20 protein-coding genes and 3 pseudogenes are annotated in these 18,608 nt (G+C 42.7%); 21 read left to right on the forward strand and 2 right to left on the reverse strand.

Features of this window, described 5'->3' with window-relative positions; translation table 11 throughout:
* The 19 genes and pseudogenes from lgt to JCM19038_RS04705 all read left to right on the forward strand — a co-directional run bounded on the left by lgt (position 1) and on the right by JCM19038_RS04705 (position 16,535).
* A complete protein-coding gene (lgt, locus tag JCM19038_RS04615; protein WP_042415026.1) occupies positions 1-849 on the forward strand; it encodes a prolipoprotein diacylglyceryl transferase in 849 nt (282 codons plus the stop codon).
* Between the two features lie 71 nt (positions 850-920).
* On the forward strand, positions 921-1,889 hold the full coding sequence (locus tag JCM19038_RS04620; protein ID WP_042415029.1) for a nucleoside recognition domain-containing protein: 969 nt from the start codon (positions 921-923) through the stop codon (positions 1,887-1,889).
* Entirely contained in the window at positions 1,861-2,505 is a 645-nt protein-coding gene (gene ppaX / locus JCM19038_RS04625) for a pyrophosphatase PpaX (RefSeq protein ID WP_042415032.1), read from the forward strand. The genes JCM19038_RS04620 and ppaX overlap by 29 nt, the downstream gene beginning before the upstream one ends.
* Before the next feature lie 2 nt (positions 2,506-2,507).
* On the forward strand, positions 2,508-2,993 hold the full coding sequence (locus JCM19038_RS04630) for a DapH/DapD/GlmU-related protein (RefSeq protein ID WP_042415035.1): 486 nt from the start codon (positions 2,508-2,510) through the stop codon (positions 2,991-2,993).
* Between the two features lie 46 nt (positions 2,994-3,039).
* Positions 3,040-3,540 (forward strand): hypothetical protein, encoded by a 501-nt coding sequence (locus JCM19038_RS04635; protein ID WP_042415038.1) that lies wholly within the window; start codon positions 3,040-3,042, stop codon positions 3,538-3,540.
* 206 nt (positions 3,541-3,746) lie between these two features.
* Positions 3,747-4,922 (forward strand): ATP phosphoribosyltransferase regulatory subunit, encoded by a 1,176-nt coding sequence (locus JCM19038_RS04640; protein WP_042415040.1) that lies wholly within the window; start codon positions 3,747-3,749, stop codon positions 4,920-4,922.
* Positions 4,919-5,562: pseudogene (gene hisG, locus JCM19038_RS04645) on the forward strand (ATP phosphoribosyltransferase). The gene JCM19038_RS04640 and the pseudogene hisG overlap by 4 nt, the downstream one beginning before the upstream one ends.
* Positions 5,552-6,832 (forward strand): histidinol dehydrogenase, encoded by a 1,281-nt coding sequence (hisD, locus tag JCM19038_RS04650; RefSeq protein WP_042415041.1) that lies wholly within the window; start codon positions 5,552-5,554, stop codon positions 6,830-6,832. Before hisG ends, hisD begins: the two are co-directional and overlap by 11 nt.
* Positions 6,832-7,422, forward strand: coding sequence for an imidazoleglycerol-phosphate dehydratase HisB (hisB, locus tag JCM19038_RS04655; RefSeq protein WP_042415043.1), 591 nt, complete (start codon positions 6,832-6,834; stop codon positions 7,420-7,422). Before hisD ends, hisB begins: the two co-directional genes overlap by 1 nt.
* The gene (hisH, locus tag JCM19038_RS04660) at positions 7,423-8,058 is read left to right on the forward strand and encodes an imidazole glycerol phosphate synthase subunit HisH (RefSeq protein WP_042415046.1); all 636 of its coding nucleotides are present in this window, start codon (positions 7,423-7,425) and stop codon (positions 8,056-8,058) included.
* 2 nt (positions 8,059-8,060) lie between these two features.
* Positions 8,061-8,812: pseudogene (gene hisA / locus JCM19038_RS04665) on the forward strand (1-(5-phosphoribosyl)-5-[(5-phosphoribosylamino)methylideneamino]imidazole-4-carboxamide isomerase).
* Positions 8,794-9,552 carry an imidazole glycerol phosphate synthase subunit HisF gene (gene hisF, locus JCM19038_RS04670; RefSeq protein ID WP_042415049.1) on the forward strand — a complete coding sequence of 253 codons (759 nt, stop codon included), beginning with the start codon at positions 8,794-8,796 and terminating at the stop codon, positions 9,550-9,552. Before hisA ends, hisF begins: the two are co-directional and overlap by 19 nt.
* Positions 9,549-10,172, forward strand: a complete 624-nt coding sequence (gene hisIE, locus JCM19038_RS04675; protein ID WP_042415051.1) for a bifunctional phosphoribosyl-AMP cyclohydrolase/phosphoribosyl-ATP diphosphatase HisIE — start codon at positions 9,549-9,551, stop codon at positions 10,170-10,172. The genes hisF and hisIE overlap by 4 nt, the downstream gene beginning before the upstream one ends.
* Positions 10,173-10,447: 275 nt before the next feature.
* Positions 10,448-11,955 (forward strand): annotated as a pseudogene (putP, locus tag JCM19038_RS04680) (sodium/proline symporter PutP).
* Between the two features lie 138 nt (positions 11,956-12,093).
* On the forward strand, positions 12,094-13,314 hold the full coding sequence (locus JCM19038_RS04685; protein WP_042415054.1) for a hypothetical protein: 1,221 nt from the start codon (positions 12,094-12,096) through the stop codon (positions 13,312-13,314).
* Between the two features lie 123 nt (positions 13,315-13,437).
* On the forward strand, positions 13,438-13,962 hold the full coding sequence (locus JCM19038_RS04690; protein WP_042415057.1) for a GNAT family N-acetyltransferase: 525 nt from the start codon (positions 13,438-13,440) through the stop codon (positions 13,960-13,962).
* Positions 13,962-14,579, forward strand: coding sequence for a lysoplasmalogenase (locus JCM19038_RS04695; RefSeq protein ID WP_042415060.1), 618 nt, complete (start codon positions 13,962-13,964; stop codon positions 14,577-14,579). The genes JCM19038_RS04690 and JCM19038_RS04695 overlap by 1 nt, the downstream gene beginning before the upstream one ends.
* Before the next feature lie 13 nt (positions 14,580-14,592).
* Positions 14,593-15,552, forward strand: a complete 960-nt coding sequence (locus JCM19038_RS04700; RefSeq protein ID WP_052361078.1) for an alpha/beta fold hydrolase — start codon at positions 14,593-14,595, stop codon at positions 15,550-15,552.
* Positions 15,549-16,535, forward strand: coding sequence for a D-glycerate dehydrogenase (locus JCM19038_RS04705; protein ID WP_042415063.1), 987 nt, complete (start codon positions 15,549-15,551; stop codon positions 16,533-16,535). The genes JCM19038_RS04700 and JCM19038_RS04705 overlap by 4 nt, the downstream gene beginning before the upstream one ends.
* Here the strand turns inward: JCM19038_RS04705 and crcB are convergent.
* Both crcB and JCM19038_RS04715 read right to left on the reverse strand, forming a co-directional pair.
* Positions 16,501-16,869: a fluoride efflux transporter CrcB gene (gene crcB / locus JCM19038_RS04710; RefSeq protein ID WP_042415067.1), complete on the reverse strand. Its 369-nt coding sequence runs from the start codon at positions 16,867-16,869 to the stop codon at positions 16,501-16,503. The two genes, JCM19038_RS04705 and crcB, sit on opposite strands and share 35 nt — an antisense overlap.
* On the reverse strand, positions 16,866-17,246 hold the full coding sequence (locus tag JCM19038_RS04715) for a CrcB family protein (RefSeq protein ID WP_052361080.1): 381 nt from the start codon (positions 17,244-17,246) through the stop codon (positions 16,866-16,868). The genes crcB and JCM19038_RS04715 overlap by 4 nt, the downstream gene beginning before the upstream one ends.
* Positions 17,247-17,436: 190 nt before the next feature.
* Between JCM19038_RS04715 and JCM19038_RS04720 the strand changes: the two genes are divergently transcribed.
* Together JCM19038_RS04720 and JCM19038_RS04725 are read left to right on the forward strand one after the other, a co-directional pair.
* Positions 17,437-17,667, forward strand: a complete 231-nt coding sequence (locus tag JCM19038_RS04720) for a M48 family metallopeptidase (RefSeq protein WP_042415073.1) — start codon at positions 17,437-17,439, stop codon at positions 17,665-17,667.
* Positions 17,654-18,535 carry a tetratricopeptide repeat protein gene (locus tag JCM19038_RS04725; RefSeq protein WP_042415074.1) on the forward strand — a complete coding sequence of 294 codons (882 nt, stop codon included), beginning with the start codon at positions 17,654-17,656 and terminating at the stop codon, positions 18,533-18,535. Before JCM19038_RS04720 ends, JCM19038_RS04725 begins: the two co-directional genes overlap by 14 nt.
* The last annotated feature ends 73 nt before the right edge of the window (positions 18,536-18,608 follow it).

Genomic DNA, 18,608 nt, shown 5'->3' on the forward strand with positions numbered 1-18,608 from the left:
ATGTTTTTATCCGTGCAACCTTTAAACCCCGTTGCTATTGAGATTTTTGGCTGGCCAATTTATTGGTATGGATTAATTATTATGCTCGGTGGTTTTCTAGGTTACTTATTGGCGAATCAAGAAGCAAAGCGCCGTGGTCTACCGAAAGATTTGATTTTGGACTTGCTCATTTGGGCTGTGCCGATCGCAATTGTCAGTGCAAGACTTTACTACGTCTTATTTAGGCTCGATTATTATTTAGAAAACCCTGGTCAAATCATTGCGATTTGGGAAGGTGGACTAGCAATTCATGGGGGGCTTATTGGAGCCGTCATAACTGCAATTGTTTTTGCGAAAAAGCGTGGCGTTTCTTTTTGGAAGTTAGCCGACATTACAGCACCGAGTATTTTGCTCGGGCAAGCGATCGGCCGTTGGGGTAACTTTATGAACCAAGAGGCACATGGGGGAGAAGTTTCTCGTCAGTTCCTTGAAAACCTTATGCTACCAGAGTTCATCATTAACCAAATGTACATCAATGGTACGTACTATCACCCGACGTTTTTATATGAATCACTTTGGAGCTTGTTAGGTGTAGCGATCTTGCTTTACTTGCGTCGAGTAAACCTTCGCCGTGGTGAGCTATTCTTAACGTATGTTATTTGGTATTCATTCGGTCGACTCTTTATCGAAGGTCTTAGAACAGATAGTCTAATGATCTTTGATTTACTACGCACGGCACAAGTGATCTCGATCGTACTCATTGTCGGTGCGATTGTACTGATCATTTACCGCCGAAAAACAGGGCAATCCGATATAAGATATTTAGATGACGAACCGAAGAAAAAATCGAAGAACACGAAGAAAAAATAACGAGTCCTCTTTGAAAGAGATGAATTACGAGGTAAAGCAGTTTAAAAAATAGAATACCCTTGGGGGAGCGTATGAAGACGTTGAAAAACGGCCTAAGGTCGGGTATTAAAACAACTTGGATGTTAGCAAAAATTATTTTCCCGATCACGTTCCTCATTACAGTGCTTTCACATACGCCTGTGTTGGATTGGATTGCACGTCAAATTGCACCAGTGATGAGTTGGCTTGGTTTGCCTGGGGAAGCGGCAATCCCACTCGTTTTAGGTAACTTTTTAAACTTGTATGCGGGAATTGGTGCAATTTTGTCGTTAGACCTTACTGTGAAGGAAGTTTTTATTCTTGCTGTCATGCTGTCATTTAGCCATAACTTGATCGTGGAATCAGCAGTTGCTGCGAAGCTTGGTGTCCGAATTTCAGTGATTTTAAGTGTGCGAATTGGCCTTGCGATCTTTTCCGCACTCATGATCAACTGGTTTTGGAACGGTGGAGGAGAACTTGCACAATATGGCTTTTTTGAGGCAAATGTTGCGGCTGAGCCTAGTGGGGCTTTAGGAATTGTTGCAGACGGGCTTATCGCAGCAAGCCTCGGAATTATGCAACTCGCGTTATTTGTTTTTCCGATTATGCTACTCATTGAAGTGATGAGGGATTTACATTTACTGGATTGGTTCTCGCGTAAAATGCTTCCGTTTACGAAGATGTTAGGCATTGCGCCAAACACATCAACGACACTTGCATCAGGGCTGTTCTTTGGTCTCGCGTTAGGCGCAGGTGTTATGGTAGAAGAAGTAAAGAAAAACGGGGTAAAAAAGAAAGACGTCTACCTTGTCGTGATCTTTCTTGTAGCATGTCATGCGATTGTGGAAGATACGCTCATTTTTATTCCGTTAGGGATCCCCGTGTTACCGTTACTCGCGATTAGACTTGTAACAGCGATTCTTTTAACGATGATTGTCGCTTATTTTTGGAATCGATCAGAGAAGAAGCAAGCGTCTAAGGAGGAGATCATTCATGAAAACGGTCGATACAGTGCTTTTTGATTTAGATGGAACGCTTATTGATACGAACGAACTTATTATCGCATCGTTTGAACACACACTTGGAGAATATTATCCAGGGCAATACAAACGAGCGGATATTTTGCCGTTTATTGGCCCGTCACTTGATGAGACGTTCACTCGACTGAACCCTAGTTTGGCGAACGATATGATTGAAATGTACATTGAACATAATCATTTGCATCACGATCAGTTACTTCGCGAATATGAAGGTGTTCGTGAAGCCGTTGCTCAACTTTTTGACAAAGGGTATAAGCTCGGTGTTGTGACAACGAAGCGCCGTCCCACAACTGAGCGCGGTTTAGAGATTACAGGTTTAAAACCTTACTTCTCAACGATCGTAACGTTTGATGATGTAGAGAATGTCAAACCGCACCCAGAACCAATTAAAAAAGCGATGGCACAGCTCGGTAGCACACCAGAACAAACGATCATGGTTGGGGATAATACTCACGACATCGATGGAGGAAAGCGTGCAGGAACTCAAACAGCGGCAGTCGGATGGGCCGTTCGTGGACTAGAAGAAGTCCGCTCACTTTATCCTGATTACATTTTAGAAGATATGCGAGATCTGCTACACATTGTAGGAGCAGACTAATTATGCCTCGAAATACAGAGCGTTTCGAGGTTAATAATGACAACTCGTTATGGCATATGTATAAGACGGTGTCGTTTTGGAAGGTGGCGAAGAACTTCATCGTCATTGAGATTAGTCGAATAACACCGTTCTTACGTGTGAAAAACTGGATGTATCGTCATTTGCTAAAAATGGACGTTGGAGCCAAAGCGTCATTTGCACTAAAAGTAACACCGGATGTCATGTACCCAGAACGAATTTCTGTTGGCAGTAATACGATTATCGGTTTTAATACGACGATCTTGGCTCATGAATATTTGACGAATGAATACCGACTCGGTGACGTAAACATCGGTAGTGATGTCATGATTGGCGCACAATCGCTCATCTTGCCCGGTGTGACGATTGGAGATGGTGCTGTCGTTTCAGCAGCAACACTCGTTCATAAAGACGTACCTGCTGGAGCATTTGTTGGTGGTAATCCGATGCAAGTGATCAAACGTTCTTGAAACCTTTGGTCACTTGCATCGTATATAGAATAAGGAGGTGTTCGAATTGGCAGCAGAAGATGGTTTCTTTCTAGCTATTCTTGCATTTATGGGTATTTTTATTGTTTTTATGTTCCTTTTCGCTATTGTAATGTATTTCTTTATGGCATTTGGGTTGTATCGCATGGCTGAAAATCAAAATATTGAACTTTCTTGGTTAGCGTTCATTCCAATTGCACAGTATTATTTACTCGGTGTTCTCGTTCAGAGTCGATTGACAGGTGGGATGCGAGAAGGGATTCCTTGGATTCTCGCTTCTTTGTTAGCGGCGAATTTTTTCCTCGGTATTATAGCTGGAGTTATGCCACTTATTGGTTTCTTGGCGCTACCTATTTCGTTAGCTTCAGTCGGATTTACAATCTATGCGTCCTTCCATCTTTACAAGAAATATTCAGAGCAGTACGTTGTGTTATTCGTATTTACGATTGTTACACTTGGAATGTTGGCACCGATCTTTGTGTTTTTCATTCGAAACAACATGCCGCTTGAAGAAGAAGCTGCAGCATAGACAGGAAAGAACGGCAAATGTGTCGTTCTTTTTTATTATGGAGTTGAATTTCGTGTATAATTTTCTTATGATTCTGACTCAGATGACGAGTACATTCGATTATCGGTTGACGGATGAATGTGGAGCGTGTAAACTCATCAGTATCTTTAATTCATTATCACTCTACCAAGTTAAAGTAAAAAACGTTAAAATTGGGGGAATGAGTTATGTCTAGTCCTTTTATGTTTGAGAAGCCTCTCGGAATGAAAGACACTCTTCCGCTCCTTTATGATCGAAATGAAGAAGTGACTTCTCAAATTGCAAAAGAAGTTCGTTTATGGGGATACCAAACCTTACATACGCCTGCGTTGGAGTATTATGATACTGTTGGTGCCGCATCAGCCATTCACGATGCGAAGCTTTTTAAGCTCATGGACAGACAAGGAAGAACGCTCGTTTTAAGGCCAGATATGACAGCTCCAATTGCAAGAGTCGTGAGTTCCAGCTTAAAAGACGAACCGTTGCCGTTACGCCTTGCTTATAATACAGCACTTTACCGTACACAAGAACATGAAGGGAAACCTGCGGAGTTTGAGCAATTTGGTGTTGAGTTGATTGGTGATCAAACGGTAAGCGCAGATGGAGAAATTATGGCGTTGCTTATTTCCGCTTTTGAGAAGACGGGACTGCGTCATTTTCGCCTTGCTTTCGGACATATCGGTTTCATGAATGCGTTGTTCACGGAAGTTGTCGGCAGTGGAGATCATGTTCATGCGCTTAAGCAGTTCTTGTTTGAAAAAAATTACGTTGGTTTCAAGCGATATGTCAGAAAGTTGCCGATTTCCGCACTAGATAAAAATCGACTAGAGCAACTCCTTTCACTACGTGGCGGTCCGGATATGTTAGAGACTGCAAAAGAGCTCGTCTCGAGCCCAGATGCACTGCGTGCATTGCAAGAAGTACAAGAAGTGTGGAATGTACTCGAAAGTTACGGTGTTAGTTCATACATGAACATTGATTTGAATGTTGTGTTGCATATTGATTACTACACAGGTGTTGTGTTTGAAAGCTATGGTAAGGAATTAGGTTTCCCACTTGCGAGTGGGGGTCGGTATGACGAGCTCGTGCCGAAGTTTGGTCGTCAAGCAAGCGCTACTGGTTTTGGAATTCGAATGGATCGACTATTGGAAGCATTGAATCATATTGATCGCCCATCGAACCAAGAACGAACGTTAATCTTATTTAGTAAAGAGCGACAAAAAGAAGCGGTTGAAGAAGCGAAGCAACTACGAGAATCAGGCAAACGTGTTGTGATCCAGCATGTTGCTGGCATTGAAGACTTAGACGCATACACCTCAACGTTCACAGACGTCATTCAGCGAATCGGAGGCAGTGCATCATGAATGAATGGATAACGATTGCGATGCCAAAGGGAAGAATCTTTGAAGAGGCAGCGACACTGCTAAGAAAAGCAAACTACCCATTGCCCGATGATTTTTCGTTCGGTCGAAAGCTAATTGTCGAGGCGCCAGAAGCGGGTATGAAGTTTTTCTTAGCGAAACCGATGGATGTAGCTACGTATGTTGAACACGGCGTTGCGACATTGGTGTTGCTGGTAAAGATGTTCTTATGGAAGAACAACGAGATGTCTATGAAGTGCTTGATTTAAACATTAGTGCTTGTTATTTAGCCGTTGCAGGGTTGCCGGGTGAAAGGCGAGAGCAAGTAGCCCCAAAGGTCGCCACGAAGTATCCGAACGTAGCGACGCAATATTTCAAAGAACAAGGTGAGCAAGTGGAAGTGATCACGTTAAATGGATCGATTGAACTTGCACCACTGATCGGCTTAGCGGATCGAATTGTAGATATCGTCTCGACAGGGCAGACGCTTAAAGAAAACGGACTCGTAGAACTTGAAACGATTGAAGCGGTAACGTCACGGTTGATCGTGAACCCAGTGAGTTATCGCATGAAAGATCAGCGAATTGATGAGATTGTTGAACGTTTATCTCAAATTGTAGAGGGGGAGACTCGTGAGAATTGAACTCGTAAAAGGTGAGCTCAAAAGCCTACGTCGCAGTGTTGAAATGATTGATCCAAGTGTTCAGTCAAGCGTGAAAGAAATTTTGTCTGACGTGAAACAACGCGGTGATGAGGCCGTTTCGCAGTATACGAAAACGTTCGATGGTGCTGATCTCTCTTCCTTTTTTGTGACCGAAGAAGAAAAGCAGGCGGCTTATGAGCATGTAAATACTGACGTGCTACGTGCCATTCGTCAGGCTGCTGAAAATATCCGAGAGTATCACGCTCGTCAACTTGAACAGACGTGGATGATGACAAAAGACGATGGCACGATTCTCGGTCAAAAAATTACGCCACTTGACTCGGTCGGCGTGTATGTTCCGGGAGGAACAGCCGTGTACCCATCTACTATTCTCATGAATGTCATTCCTGCTCAAGTTGCCAAAGTCGAACGAATTGTGATGGTCTCACCGCCAAATGCAGAAGGAAAACTGCATCCAGCTGTACTCGTAACCGCTCATGAGCTAGGAGTAAAAGACATTTACAAAGCAGGTGGCGCACAGGCAGTAGCGGCACTGGCTTATGGAACAAAGACGTTAGAGGCTGTAGACAAGATTGTTGGGCCAGGGAATGTATTCGTTGCTGCTGCGAAGCGAGAAGTTTTTGGACACGTTGATATTGATATGATTGCGGGTCCCAGTGAAATCGTCGTTTTATGCGATGATTCCGTGAACCCGTCTTATGTTGCTGCTGATCTTCTTTCTCAAGCAGAACACGATGAACGAGCATCGGCTATCGCTGTAACGACGTCCAATGCATTGGCAGAAAACATCCGAGATGAAGTTGAACGGCAACTTCAGCAGTTGCCAAGAGAGGCGATTGCACGTCGTTCTATTGAAAGTTATGGTGCAGTTTATGTAGCAGAAACGTTGGCTGAGGCAGTTGAGGTCGTCAATCAACTAGCTCCTGAACATCTGGAAGTCATGACGAAAGATCCGTACTTACTCCTCGGGAAAATTAAGCATGCGGGCGCAATTTTCTTAGGTGAATATAGTGCAGAATCGGTCGGTGATTATTTCGCTGGAACGAATCACGTGTTACCAACGAATGGCACTGCGCGTTTTTCTAGTCCGTTGAACGTGAGTGATTTTACGAAGAAATCAAGCATTATTTCTTATAGTAAACAAGCGTTAGTTCAAAATGGACCTTTGATTGCATCATTTGCTCGTGAAGAAGGTCTAGAAGCACATGCAAGGGCGGTCGAGATTCGTACGAAAGAAGGAGAGGTCTAATGACAGCGCGTAAAGGTGGAGTCGAGAGGAACACAGGAGAAACAGCCATCGCATTATCGTTAAATCTAGATGGAGAAGGGAATGGGAGCCTCCAGACACCAGTACCATTTCTAACACACATGCTCGATTTATTTCGAAAGCATGGACAGTTTGATTTGGATGTGAAAGCTAGTGGTGATACCGAGGTAGATGACCATCATTCAACAGAGGATATCGGAATTTGTTTAGGCATTGCTCTAAAAGAAGCACTCGGTAATAAAGAGGGCATTAGACGTTATGGTGACGCATTTGTTCCGATGGATGATGCGCTTGCACACGTTGTCATTGATTTAAGTAATCGGCCACATTTAGAGTGGCGTGTTGAGTTACCACAAGCAAAAGTTGGCCAATTTGATACAGAACTCATTCGAGAATTCCTTGCGAAGCTTGCAATTGAAGCGCGGATGAACGTTCACGTGAACGTTCAATACGGTTGGAATACACACCATATTATTGAAGCGATTTTTAAGGCGCTTGGGCGTGCATTACGAGAAGCGGTAAGTCTTGATCCTCGGGTAAAAGGAATTCCTTCAACGAAAGGGATGCTCTAAATGATTGGAATTGTAGATTATGGCATGGGTAATTTACATAGTGTCTCGAAAGCGTTGGAGCGACTCGGTGCAACGTACATTGTTAGTGATAACAAAGAAAAGTTGCAGTCGTGCGACGGTCTGATTTTGCCAGGTGTTGGTGCGTTTAAAGATGCCATGGAAATTTTACATGAGAGCGGTCTTGCTCAGTTCTTAACGCAATGGGTCGAAGGTGAAAAGCCCCTGCTTGGCATTTGTCTTGGTATGCAACTACTGTTCCAAAGTAGTGAGGAGCACGGCCATACCGAAGGGTTAGGGTTTCTCCCAGGTAATGTGAAACGATTTTCGGGCAAAACGAGAGCGGGCAATCCCTATAAAGTGCCGCATATGGGCTGGAATCAATTGCGATATTTGCAGCCAGAGCACCCAATCGTAAACCAAACTGAACCAGGATATGTTTATTTCGTTCATTCTTACGTTGTGCATGCGAATACGAGTGAAGTTGTTGTGGCAACAGCAGATTATGACGGTGACGTACCAGCAGTCGTTGGTAAACACCACGTATTCGGCACCCAATTTCACCCTGAAAAAAGCAGTACGCTCGGGATGAGCATGTTAAACAATTACATTCGTTATGTAGCGGAAAGGAGAGAGTAAAGGTGACGGCATTTTCTATTTATCCAGCGATTGATATTCGTGGAGGTAATTGTGTTCGCTTAAAGCAAGGGGATTACAATGAGGAAACGGTGTACCACGACTCTCCAGTTCACGTTGCAAAACAATATGAAAGTGAAGGAAGTCGCTATGTGCACGTCGTTGATCTAGATGGTGCAAAGCAGAAGGAACCTGTAAATTTCGAATCGATAAAAGCTGTGATTGAATCGACGAACCTACTGGTGCAAGTTGGCGGTGGGATTCGAACAGAAGCACACATTAAGCAGTATTTAGACGCAGGTGCCAATCGTGTCATCTTAGCTCGATCGCCGTAGCAGAACCAGCGTTTACGAAAGAAATGCTCGCTAAATACGGGAAGAGAATCGTAATCGGTCTGGATGCAAGAGATGGTTATGTTGCAGTGAATGGTTGGTTAGAAGCTTCTGAGGCTCGTGTAGAAGTGCTTGCTTCTGAAATGAAACAAGCAGGTTGTGAAACGTTTATTTTCACAGATATCCATAAAGACGGCATGATGGAAGGACCGAATGTCGAAGCGAATCAAGAACTTGCTGAGAAAAGTAGGGCGAACATCATTACCTCTGGTGGGGTTTCTTCGAATGAGGACATCTATCGTTTACTTGAACTGCGCAAATACGGTGTCACAGGTGCCATTATTGGAAAGGCGCTTTACACAGACGTTATTGATTTATCTTCTTTACTTCAAGAGGTGGAACGAAGATGCTCACAAAACGATTAATTCCTTGTTTAGATGTGAAAGAAGGTCGGGTCGTAAAAGGCGTCCAATTCGTTGATTTAAGGGATGCAGGTGATCCAGTTGAACTTGCCGCATTTTACGATGGACAAGGTGCAGATGAACTTGTTTTTCTCGATATTTCTGCGTCTCATGAAGGGCGCAAAACGATGATTGACGTTGTAGAGGAAGTTGCAGGAACGCTCGCCATTCCGTTTACCGTTGGTGGGGGAATTAACAGTGTTGATGACATGCGGGCAATTTTAAGAGCCGGTGCCGACAAAGTATCGTTAAATACTGCAGCAGTTCTCAGACCTGCGCTTATTCGAGAAGGAGCAGACTTTTTCGGATCACAATGTATCGTCGTTGCTGTTGATGCAAAGTGGGATGAGTCGCTTGAATCTTGGCGTGTGTATACGCACGGAGGAAGAAAGCCGACCGATTGGGAAATCACAGATTGGGTAAAAGAGGCTGTTCATCAGGGAGCGGGAGAGATTCTGCTTACGAGCATGGACCAAGATGGACGGAAAACCGGCTTTGATTTGCCGCTTACCAGAACGGTTAATGAAGTTGTGGGGGTCCCTGTCATTGCGTCAGGTGGGGCAGGAAACCGACAAGACTTTGTAGAGGTGTTCGAGGATGCAGGTGCGGATGCGGCACTTGCAGCATCGATTTTTCATTACAAAGAAACGTCAGTCGAAGAAGTGAAACAGACATTAAAAGAGAAAGGAGTGGTGGTCAGGTGAAGATTGATTCTTTGCGATTTAACGACGATGGATTGATTCCTGCCGTTGTTCAAGACGCTCGAAGTAAAGAAGTGCTAACTCTTGCCTATATGAATAAAGAATCACTTCATAAGACAATTGAGACGAAAGAAACATGGTTTTACAGTCGAAGTCGAGAAGAATTGTGGCATAAAGGCGCAACATCTGGCAATACACAGACCGTAACTGACGTAAGGTACGATTGTGACGCAGACAGTCTAGTCGTACTCGTTGAACCTCATGGCCCTGCGTGTCATACAGGTTCTTACAGTTGTTTTACTTCGTCACTTATAAAAGGGGATGTTGGGCAAGCGAACGATCCTTTCTCAATCATTCGAGATTTAGAGAAAACAATCGCTATGCGAAAGCATGAGCGCCCTGAAGGTGCGTATACGACGTATCTATTTAATGAAGGCATCGATAAAATTTTAAAGAAAATCGGTGAGGAAGCATCAGAAATTATTATTGCAGCCAAAAACCGTGACCTGGAAGAAATGCGTTGGGAGAGTGCGGACTTTCTATTCCATTGGCTCGTCTTACTAGAAGAACAAGGCATCTCGGTTGATGACGTGCTAGAGACGCTCAGAGAGCGGCATCAGTAAGTTAAATAAACGTTTGTTTAATTTGAAGACGATCATAATGGTCGTCTTTTTTATGTGCGCGCACGTTTTTAAGCATCGACGTTAACATTGTGTCATAGTTAGAGTTGTGCTAAATTTCTAATATATAAATCTTATTTACTAGATTAAGAGAGGTGTGTACGTATGGAGATTTTTGGTTTGCCTGCGGTCACCGCATTTTGGCTTTTCGTACCAATGTCACTAACCATTCTTCTATCTGCAATTAGTTACATTCGCTTTAGAAGGAGGGTGCAACAATGAGTGGGATTGAGATTCCTACACTGATTACATTTATTGTCTATATTATCGGTATGGCCTTATGTGGAATTATTTTTTACAGGCTAACATCGAGCATGTCTGATTATGTACTAGGTGGAAGGAGTTTAAATGGTTGGGTTGCCGCACTTAGTGCAGGGGCATCGGATATGAGTAGTTGGATTTTGATTGCTTTACCAGGAACAATTTACTTAAATGGTCTGAGTGAGATTTGGTTACCGATTGGTCTATCAATTGGTGCATACTTGAACTGGCAGTTTTTAGCGAAGCGTCTACGTCGCTATACACATATTTCAGGGGACGCCATTACACTACCTGACTTCCTGGAGAAACGATTTCGTGATACGTCTAGAACGTTACGTGTTGTATCCGCATTTTTCATTCTTCTATTCTTTACGTTCTATACGTCGTCTGGCCTCGTTGGGGGAGCGATTTTATTCGAGGGAACATTTGGTTGGGATTATCAGTTATCACTCATTGTAGGTACGATAGCAATCGTTTCGTATACGTTTTTGGGTGGATTTTTAGCAATCAGTTATACTGACTTCTTTCAAGGGACATTAATGTTACTTGCTTTAGTCGTTGTGCCGATCGTAGCCATTTATGAAATTGGTACGTGGGACAGTGCCGTAGCGTCAGTTGCAGCTATTGATCCTACATATTTAGATGCATTTGCTGGAACGTCACTGATTGCAATTATTTCTCTATTAGGTTGGGGATTAGGTTACTTCGGTCAACCGCATATTATCACTCGTTTTATGGCAATTCGCTCTGAGCGAGAGGTTCCTGTCGCAAGGTTAGTTGGGATGACTTGGATGGTCATTTCGTTATTTGGAGCCATCTTTGTCGGGATTATTGGGATTGCATATTTTGACGGCATCGGTGCAGGTACGCCACTTGATAACCATGAAACTGTGTTTATTATGTTTAGTCAAATTCTCTTTAATCCGTGGGTCGCAGGATTTTTACTAGCAGCGATTCTTTCAGCGATTATGAGCACAGTTGATTCACAATTACTCGTGTCGTCGAGTGCCCTAGCAGAGGATTTCTACAAAGGTTTATTCGACCGAAAGCTTCTGATAAGGAACTGGTTTGGCTCGGTCGTTTTGGTGTTGTTCTCATTGCAGTCATTGCAATGATCTTAGGATTGGATTCGGATAACACGGTGTTAGAACTCGTTGAGTATGCATGGGCAGGATTTGGGGCTGCGTTTGGACCTGTTATGTTATTTAGTGTGTTCTGGCGGAGGATGACGAGCTGGGGCGCTGTTGCCGGAATTGTAACCGGTGGTGTTACAGTGATTGTCTGGTCATTAATTGAAGGTGGGATCTTTGAACTTTATGAGCTCGTTCCAGGATTTATACTTGGAAGTATAGCGATTGTAATCGTCAGCTTGTTGAACAAAAAACCTTCGCAAGAAATTCTAGATGAGTTCGATTTTGTTGAAGTGGCAAAATATGACGAAGAGAAACGTGAATACTATCGATAAATAGAGACCCTGTGCAATTTCGCACAGGCTCTTTTTCTATGATTTATACCAAATGTTGGGAGAGAGTGGAATCTAATGTAGTTTTCGTATAAAATCGTACTTGAGCATTAGTTCTTAAGGTCAGGAGAGATGTATCGGGTGCGAACGAACAAATGGTTCCTAGTCATGTTCGTAGTACTTCTTTCTGCATGTACGTTGGAAGAGGAAGAACCAGTTGAAGAAGAACAACCAGAACATGAGGAACAAATTGAATCGACCTATGAGTTCGGAGAATTCTCACGCTTTGAAGGCGATTCACCGAGCGAATGGATGCAGGCCGAACCTGGAAGTTTGTACAATGAGCCAAATGATGAAGAAAAAGCGTTACAGATATTACGCGAGCAAGCGGAAAACGACGTTTCGGAATCTCAGTTGTACTATCAAATGTTAGATTTGGTTGCGAGTGATTATCGTGATTATCACGAGTATTTTGAACAACTAGATGACGTGTATAATGATATCGTCGAAGCGAGCGCGCAAGTAAGAGAAGATGCACTGCAAATGAATGTGCATGTGATTTTTGATGCGCACATTGAAGCGTTCACAACGAGTGAAATCGAACCGTTGCTGTATGAGTTTTTAATGGACATGCCGGATGATACGAATGTTTCATTGAAATTACTCGGTTCGGGGCGAGTTGAGGAACCTTGTGAGACGAGTGTTGATGAGGATTCAGTCTTACCATTTGACGAAAAAGAGGCAGAATCTTTACATGTCGAGTCGTATGACGAAACACCGATTGCTCATGCCCTAAATTCGGTTGAAAATATTTTCCCTTCGTATGATGAGGATAAGCCTGTTAAAAATGTCGTTTACTTAATCGCTGCCAATCAAGACAATTGTGACGGTGTTCCAGAGGAAGTAGCGGGCGAGTTGGATGCGATTGTTAACGTAATTGGGTTTGACGTTGAAAAAGAGACAGATGAATATCTGAAAGCCATTGCTACTGCGGGTAACGGAAATTACGTTCCAGTCACAACAGTTGAAGAGTTAACGCGCACAATAGAAATTGCTTCTATTGAAACGATTCAGTTATGGCGTGATTGGCAAGTAGAGTGGATGGAAGATGAGCGTGATCGTCAAATGGTTTACATTGATGAATCACGTGAACAGCAAGATGAGATGGTTGAAGAAACGAGGCTTGAACAAGAGCGTTTACGTGCTTTGACAGATCAACTAGAAGAAGAGTTTAATCTAAATGGTTCGATGATTCGTAGTAATGTCAACGAACGAGCGGTCGCCTTGCGCAATTACATGGAAGAAACGTCGCTGAAATTTAGAGATGAAGCCTTTCAAGCAGGGACGATCACAGGAAATTAAACTAAGTTGCTATCGTATAATTAGCAACTTAGTTTTTTCGTGTGGAATTAATTCATTGAACAAAAAGGCGCACTTCAGTAAGATAATGGTAACGACATAACGGTCGATGGAAGGGGGATCTAAATGACAAGCATCAATGCATTGCGCCGTTGTAAGCCATCTGATATAGAGGCGTTACGAGCGGTGAGTATCGATACTTTTGTAGAGACATTCGCTTCTCAAAATGAACCAGTTCAATTGGAGCGTCATTTGGAACGCGCCTTCGCCTACTCAAAGCTAGAGTTAGAGCTCCAAGAAGAACAATCAGAATTTTACGTGATTGATGAAGGTGATGAGTTTCAGGCACTTCTGAAGCTGAATGTTGGTGCTGCGCAATCAGAGCCATTTGGACAGGACCACTTGGAGATTGAACGAATTTACATACGGTCTTCCAACCAAGGCCTAGGAATAGGGCGAGCACTACTTGAATTTGCGTTCCAACGAGCAAAAGAACTAAATAAAATGTATGTCTGGTTAGGAGTCTGGGAGAAAAACTTACGAGCTAAACAAGTGTATGAACGTCTTGGTTTTACAGCATTTGATGAGCATTATTTTTATTTCGGTGAGGAGCAACAAAGAGATATTCTCATGAAACGGGCTACTGAGTAATGACCAATCGTCTATTATCGTTTCTCATCTTGCTCTCTGGTCTTCTTTACATTTTTATTATTCCTAATGTTTTTGAACAGAGCACAATCATCATCGTTTTTAAAGTTATACCGGTGTTGTTGATCATTCTATATGGTTTGAAAATCCGTGAACGTGGTATAAGGAACTTGGTGATGTATGGTCTGATTGTCTGTGCAATCGCTGACGTTGCTATTGTGTATTCGTTTCTTGCAGGTTTGGTCATCTTTTTACTAGGGCATTTACTTTATATTCCAGCTTTTTGGAAATATCGTAAACATACAACGTTGAAGTGGCCGTTTATTGCTATAGCGATTTACATGGGATCGATGGGGTGGATCTTTGGATCGACGCTGATCGGTACGACCGAGCAAAGTCTAGTCTTACCTGTATTCTTTTATATTATTGTGATCGGTCTGATGGGGATTGTCGCGATCAAAACGAGAAATCGATTAGCCATTATTGGCGCCCTTTTTTTTATCCTCTCCGATAGCATTCTTGCTTGGAATAAATTCGTTGAACCATTATCAAGTTCTCATATATTAATTATGTCGACGTACTATGCTGCGCAGTATTGCATTGCACGAAGTCGATTGTAAGGGGATGAGGAAGATGTTTACGATCAAACAGTACTTAGAAATTGACGGTCATGAACATGGGATGATCATTGAAGGGACAAATGAAGACAATCCAATCGTTTTGTTTCTACACGGGGGGCCTGGGTATTCAGAATATCCGATGATCTCACGTGAAAAACTAGACTGGTTGCAACATGTAACAGTTTGTTATTGGGACCAACGGGGCGCAGGCATGTCTTACAATCGTACAACTCAAGGTGAGCTTTCTCCTGAACGATTTGTTCAAGATTGCGTACAAGTGACGTTGCATTTAAAGCAGCAGTGGCGAAAAGAAAAGATCTACTTATTCGGTCACTCTTGGGGAAGTATGGTCGGGAGTTTAGTGGCGCATCAGTACCCTGAACATTATTACGCTTACATCGGAACCGGTCAAATCGGTCGATATTTGGAATCGGCGAAAGATACCGTTCGCTTTGTGAAACAAAATGCTCAATACCGTGAAGATAAACGTGCCCTTAAGCGAGCGAATAAAGTTGTGTTTGATCAAGAGTTACACACGAGCCGTCCGCTCGTTCAAGTGCTCAGTTACGTAAATAAATATCGTGGTGGTATGAAGCGATCTGGTTATTCTACGTGGCAAGGCTTTGTTGATGTCTTACGGAGCAAACATTATACAGATCGTCAGAAGTTTAATGTGATCCCCGGTTCATTTCAAACGTATAAAGAAGTGGGCGAATTTATGGTTCATACGGATTTGGCACAATTAACTCCAAACTTTGATTTGCCTGTTTATATCTTGCACGGAAGGCATGACTTCCAAACGAGCATACTTGAAGCAGAGCGCTTCTACGAATTGATTAACGCGCCATATAAAGAGTTTCACGTTTTGAAGAAGTGCTCATTCACCATTTGTGGAAGAGAAAGAACAGTTCATCACCGTTCTTCAACAAATCATTCAGCAAACGAGCGCTTAAGTCGAAGGAGGAGAAGATGAAACCTTACGTCTATATAGGACATCCAATTGAAAAAGAAACAGAAGCCTATATTGCAAAACATTGTCATTATAAAATTTGGAACGAAGAAAATGAAAAAGTGCCTGAAGCGGTGTTGAAACAAGAACTAAAACATGCTGACGGGGCGATGTTGACAGCAACGAAAGTGACAGATGAGATCGTTCGTGATGCGAATCAATTAAAAGTCATTAGTACAGTGAGTGTGGGCTATGATCAATTTGATGTTGATGTGCTTTCAAAACATGGGATCTACGGAACTCACACTCCTTATGTCCTCGACGATACAGTTGCTGATTTGATCTTCGGAATCTTGCTATCAGCATCAAGGAGAATTGGCGAACTTCATCATTACGTGAAAAATGGGAAGTGGACAATTGAGCCTGACAGTGCATTTTACGGTCAAGATGTTCACCATAAGACACTAGGCATTGTAGGGATGGGACGAATCGGAGAAAAGATTGTCCATCGTGCAAAGCTGGGGTTTGAAATGGACATCGTTTACCACAACCGCTCTTGTAAACCAGAGCTTGAAGAACAATACGATGCATCGTATGTGGAGCTTGAAGAGTTGTTAAAAACAGCCGATTTTGTACTTCTTATGGTCCCGCTTACGAATGACACTGTAAAATTAATCGGGGCGAAAGAGCTGTCGCTCATGAAGTCTACATCAATATTAATTAACGGTGCAAGAGGCCCTGTTATTGATGAAGATGCACTCGTTCAGGCGCTTAAGAATAAAGACATCTTCTCAGCGGCACTTGATGTGTTTGAAACGGAGCCTTTACCGAGTGATCATCCATTTTTGCAACTCGACAATGTTACGCTTACCCCGCACATCGGTTCAGCAACGTTGGCAACGACGCGCGCAATGGAAATGAGTGCAGCAGAAAACATTGTTCAAGGAGCATTGGGAAACGTTCCAAGAGACGTTATCCCTGAACTGAAATCGCGTAACCAAGTATAAAAAAACCGATGCATAACAAGACCGAGAGCGATACGTAAACCATCATGTGAACGTATCGTTTTTGTGAGAATAAATCGAGTGCTTCGACACTGAACGTAGAAAACGTTGTAAAACCGCCAAAAAAGCCGATGGCAATGGTTGCATAGGTGAGCGAGTCTGATGCAAGTTGTTCAATCGCAATAAATGCACCAAGGCCGAATGAACCGAGTGAATTAACGACAATCATTGATACAGGGATAAACGCGTTTTGGAAGGCTTTAGCTAAAGTAAGCCCGAGCAAATAACGCAAAAGACTCCCGATAGCACCCCCTATTGTCACGGCTAGAATGTTCAATGATCATCACCTCGGTTTATTCTTTTTCCGATCGCGTAACCAATAAAGGCAAGCGTAATGCCACCGATGATTGAAACGATCATGTAGATCGTTAAGAATGCAACACTTTCATGAAAAATTTGTACAATATCATAGGCAAAAGTCGACATGGTCGATAACCCTCCACAAAACCCTACTCCCATACCAACAAATAGCGGCTGGTTAAACCTTGATTTCGTTGCGGAAAGCATACCGAGTAGAAAGCTTGCAAGTAAATTCACGATCATCGTTGCAACGTGTGAGCTTATAGGCAGTTCTAACGCAAGATAACGCACTGCACTTCCAGTTCCGCCTCCTAGAAGAACGGCTGTGATTGTATACCAATGACCTCTATCCACAACAATCCTCCTTTAGACTCGTCCTAAATTAGTCGTAACAAAAAACTTAAGTAGCATCACGGAAAATAAACCGTAAAAACTCATGATGTAGTGCCACAAAAGAGAAACTTTTGGAAAGGCTTAGAGGGTTTTTAAAGCGCCTTATCTATGGTATAATCAAAACGTTATGCTTTGTTTTAAGGAGCCTTCCTTGACAAAGTACATTTTTTATGTGAAGCCGAGAGTGAGGGTTTGTTCAATGGGTCAAGTTGTCCCTTTTATACAGAATCCAGAATACTTCTTTAAACAAGGAGTCGTTGCATATCAAAAGAAGGATTGGCAACGATCGATTCGCTATTTGCAACGTGCCATTGACTTGCGTCCTAGAAGGGGTTTTTCATTGTCAGCTGGCAGCCGTTTTATCGGATATGGGGCAATATGAACGCTCTAATGAAATTTTACTACATGTGATTGAACATATCGATTACAAGCTCTATGACTGTTATTACTTTCTCGCTAATAATTATGCCTATTTAGGCTTATTTGATCGCGCAAGAGACGCTGCGAATAAATATATCCAACTTATGCCTGACGGAGACTTCCGCGAAGACACAGATGAGTTATTGCAACTGTTGAATCTTGAAGACATCGGTAGCGATGATTTTTCCGATGATGAATCGTTAGATGCTCCAATGTCGGATGAGTTTATTTTACGTTTTGAAGAAGTGCACCAATTTATTAAAGATCAAAACTATCTCAAAGCAGAAGAACAACTGCGAGAATTGATCTTTGAAAACCCGAGTTATTATGCGGCTTACAGTCAGCTTGCTCGCGTATTACACCTTCTCGGGCGTACTGAAGAAGCCATTTATTTTCTTGATGAACTCTTACAAGTTGAAGCTTACGTTCCAGCAATATGTCAAATTGCATTACTGCTTGATCACGCTGGGCACGACCAAGAACTTCATTATTGGAAAGAAAAATTAATCGATGTGATGCCAATTGATAAAAACCACATGTACAAAGTAGCAGCCACACTTTGCCGACTCGGTGAATACGAGGCTGCACTCCATGCATTTCAATATTTGCATAAGCATTCGTATCAAGAAAAAGGTGTTTTCTTCTACCGATTCGGAGTTGCAGCATTTCATTGTGGTCACGATGCAAAAACGAAAAAATTCTGGTCAATGGCAAGGCGTACAGGGCATGAAAAAGCCAGGCTGTTGTTAGAAACTTGGGAAGAACGTTCGTTATCGAATGAAGAAGTACGGTGTGAAACGGTTCAAGATTTAGCGTTCGGTCTTGATTAAGCAGATCAATGGACGACAAGGTCTAAGATCCCATATACTCATATCAGGATAATAAATACTAGATCGCAAAGAA

The organism is Geomicrobium sp. JCM 19038, assembly GCF_000698125.1.
Lineage (GTDB): Bacteria > Bacillota > Bacilli > Bacillales > Marinococcaceae > Geomicrobium_A.

What these genes read in the sequence shown, in the direction of transcription:
- lgt (WP_042415026.1), top strand. Translation starts at nt 1, where the DNA reads ATGTTTTTATCCGTGCAACCTTTAAACCCCGTTGCTATTGAGATTTTT.
- JCM19038_RS04620 (WP_042415029.1), top strand. Translation starts at nt 921, where the DNA reads ATGAAGACGTTGAAAAACGGCCTAAGGTCGGGTATTAAAACAACTTGG.
- ppaX (WP_042415032.1), top strand. Translation starts at nt 1,861, where the DNA reads ATGAAAACGGTCGATACAGTGCTTTTTGATTTAGATGGAACGCTTATT.
- JCM19038_RS04630 (WP_042415035.1), top strand. Translation starts at nt 2,508, where the DNA reads ATGCCTCGAAATACAGAGCGTTTCGAGGTTAATAATGACAACTCGTTA.
- JCM19038_RS04640 (WP_042415040.1), top strand. Translation starts at nt 3,747, where the DNA reads ATGTCTAGTCCTTTTATGTTTGAGAAGCCTCTCGGAATGAAAGACACT.
- hisB (WP_042415043.1), top strand. Translation starts at nt 6,832, where the DNA reads ATGACAGCGCGTAAAGGTGGAGTCGAGAGGAACACAGGAGAAACAGCC.
- hisH (WP_042415046.1), top strand. Translation starts at nt 7,423, where the DNA reads ATGATTGGAATTGTAGATTATGGCATGGGTAATTTACATAGTGTCTCG.
- hisF (WP_042415049.1), top strand. Translation starts at nt 8,794, where the DNA reads ATGCTCACAAAACGATTAATTCCTTGTTTAGATGTGAAAGAAGGTCGG.
- JCM19038_RS04690 (WP_042415057.1), top strand. Translation starts at nt 13,438, where the DNA reads ATGACAAGCATCAATGCATTGCGCCGTTGTAAGCCATCTGATATAGAG.
- JCM19038_RS04695 (WP_042415060.1), top strand. Translation starts at nt 13,962, where the DNA reads ATGACCAATCGTCTATTATCGTTTCTCATCTTGCTCTCTGGTCTTCTT.
- JCM19038_RS04700 (WP_052361078.1), top strand. Translation starts at nt 14,593, where the DNA reads ATGTTTACGATCAAACAGTACTTAGAAATTGACGGTCATGAACATGGG.
- JCM19038_RS04705 (WP_042415063.1), top strand. Translation starts at nt 15,549, where the DNA reads ATGAAACCTTACGTCTATATAGGACATCCAATTGAAAAAGAAACAGAA.
- JCM19038_RS04725 (WP_042415074.1), top strand. Translation starts at nt 17,654, where the DNA reads ATGGGGCAATATGAACGCTCTAATGAAATTTTACTACATGTGATTGAA.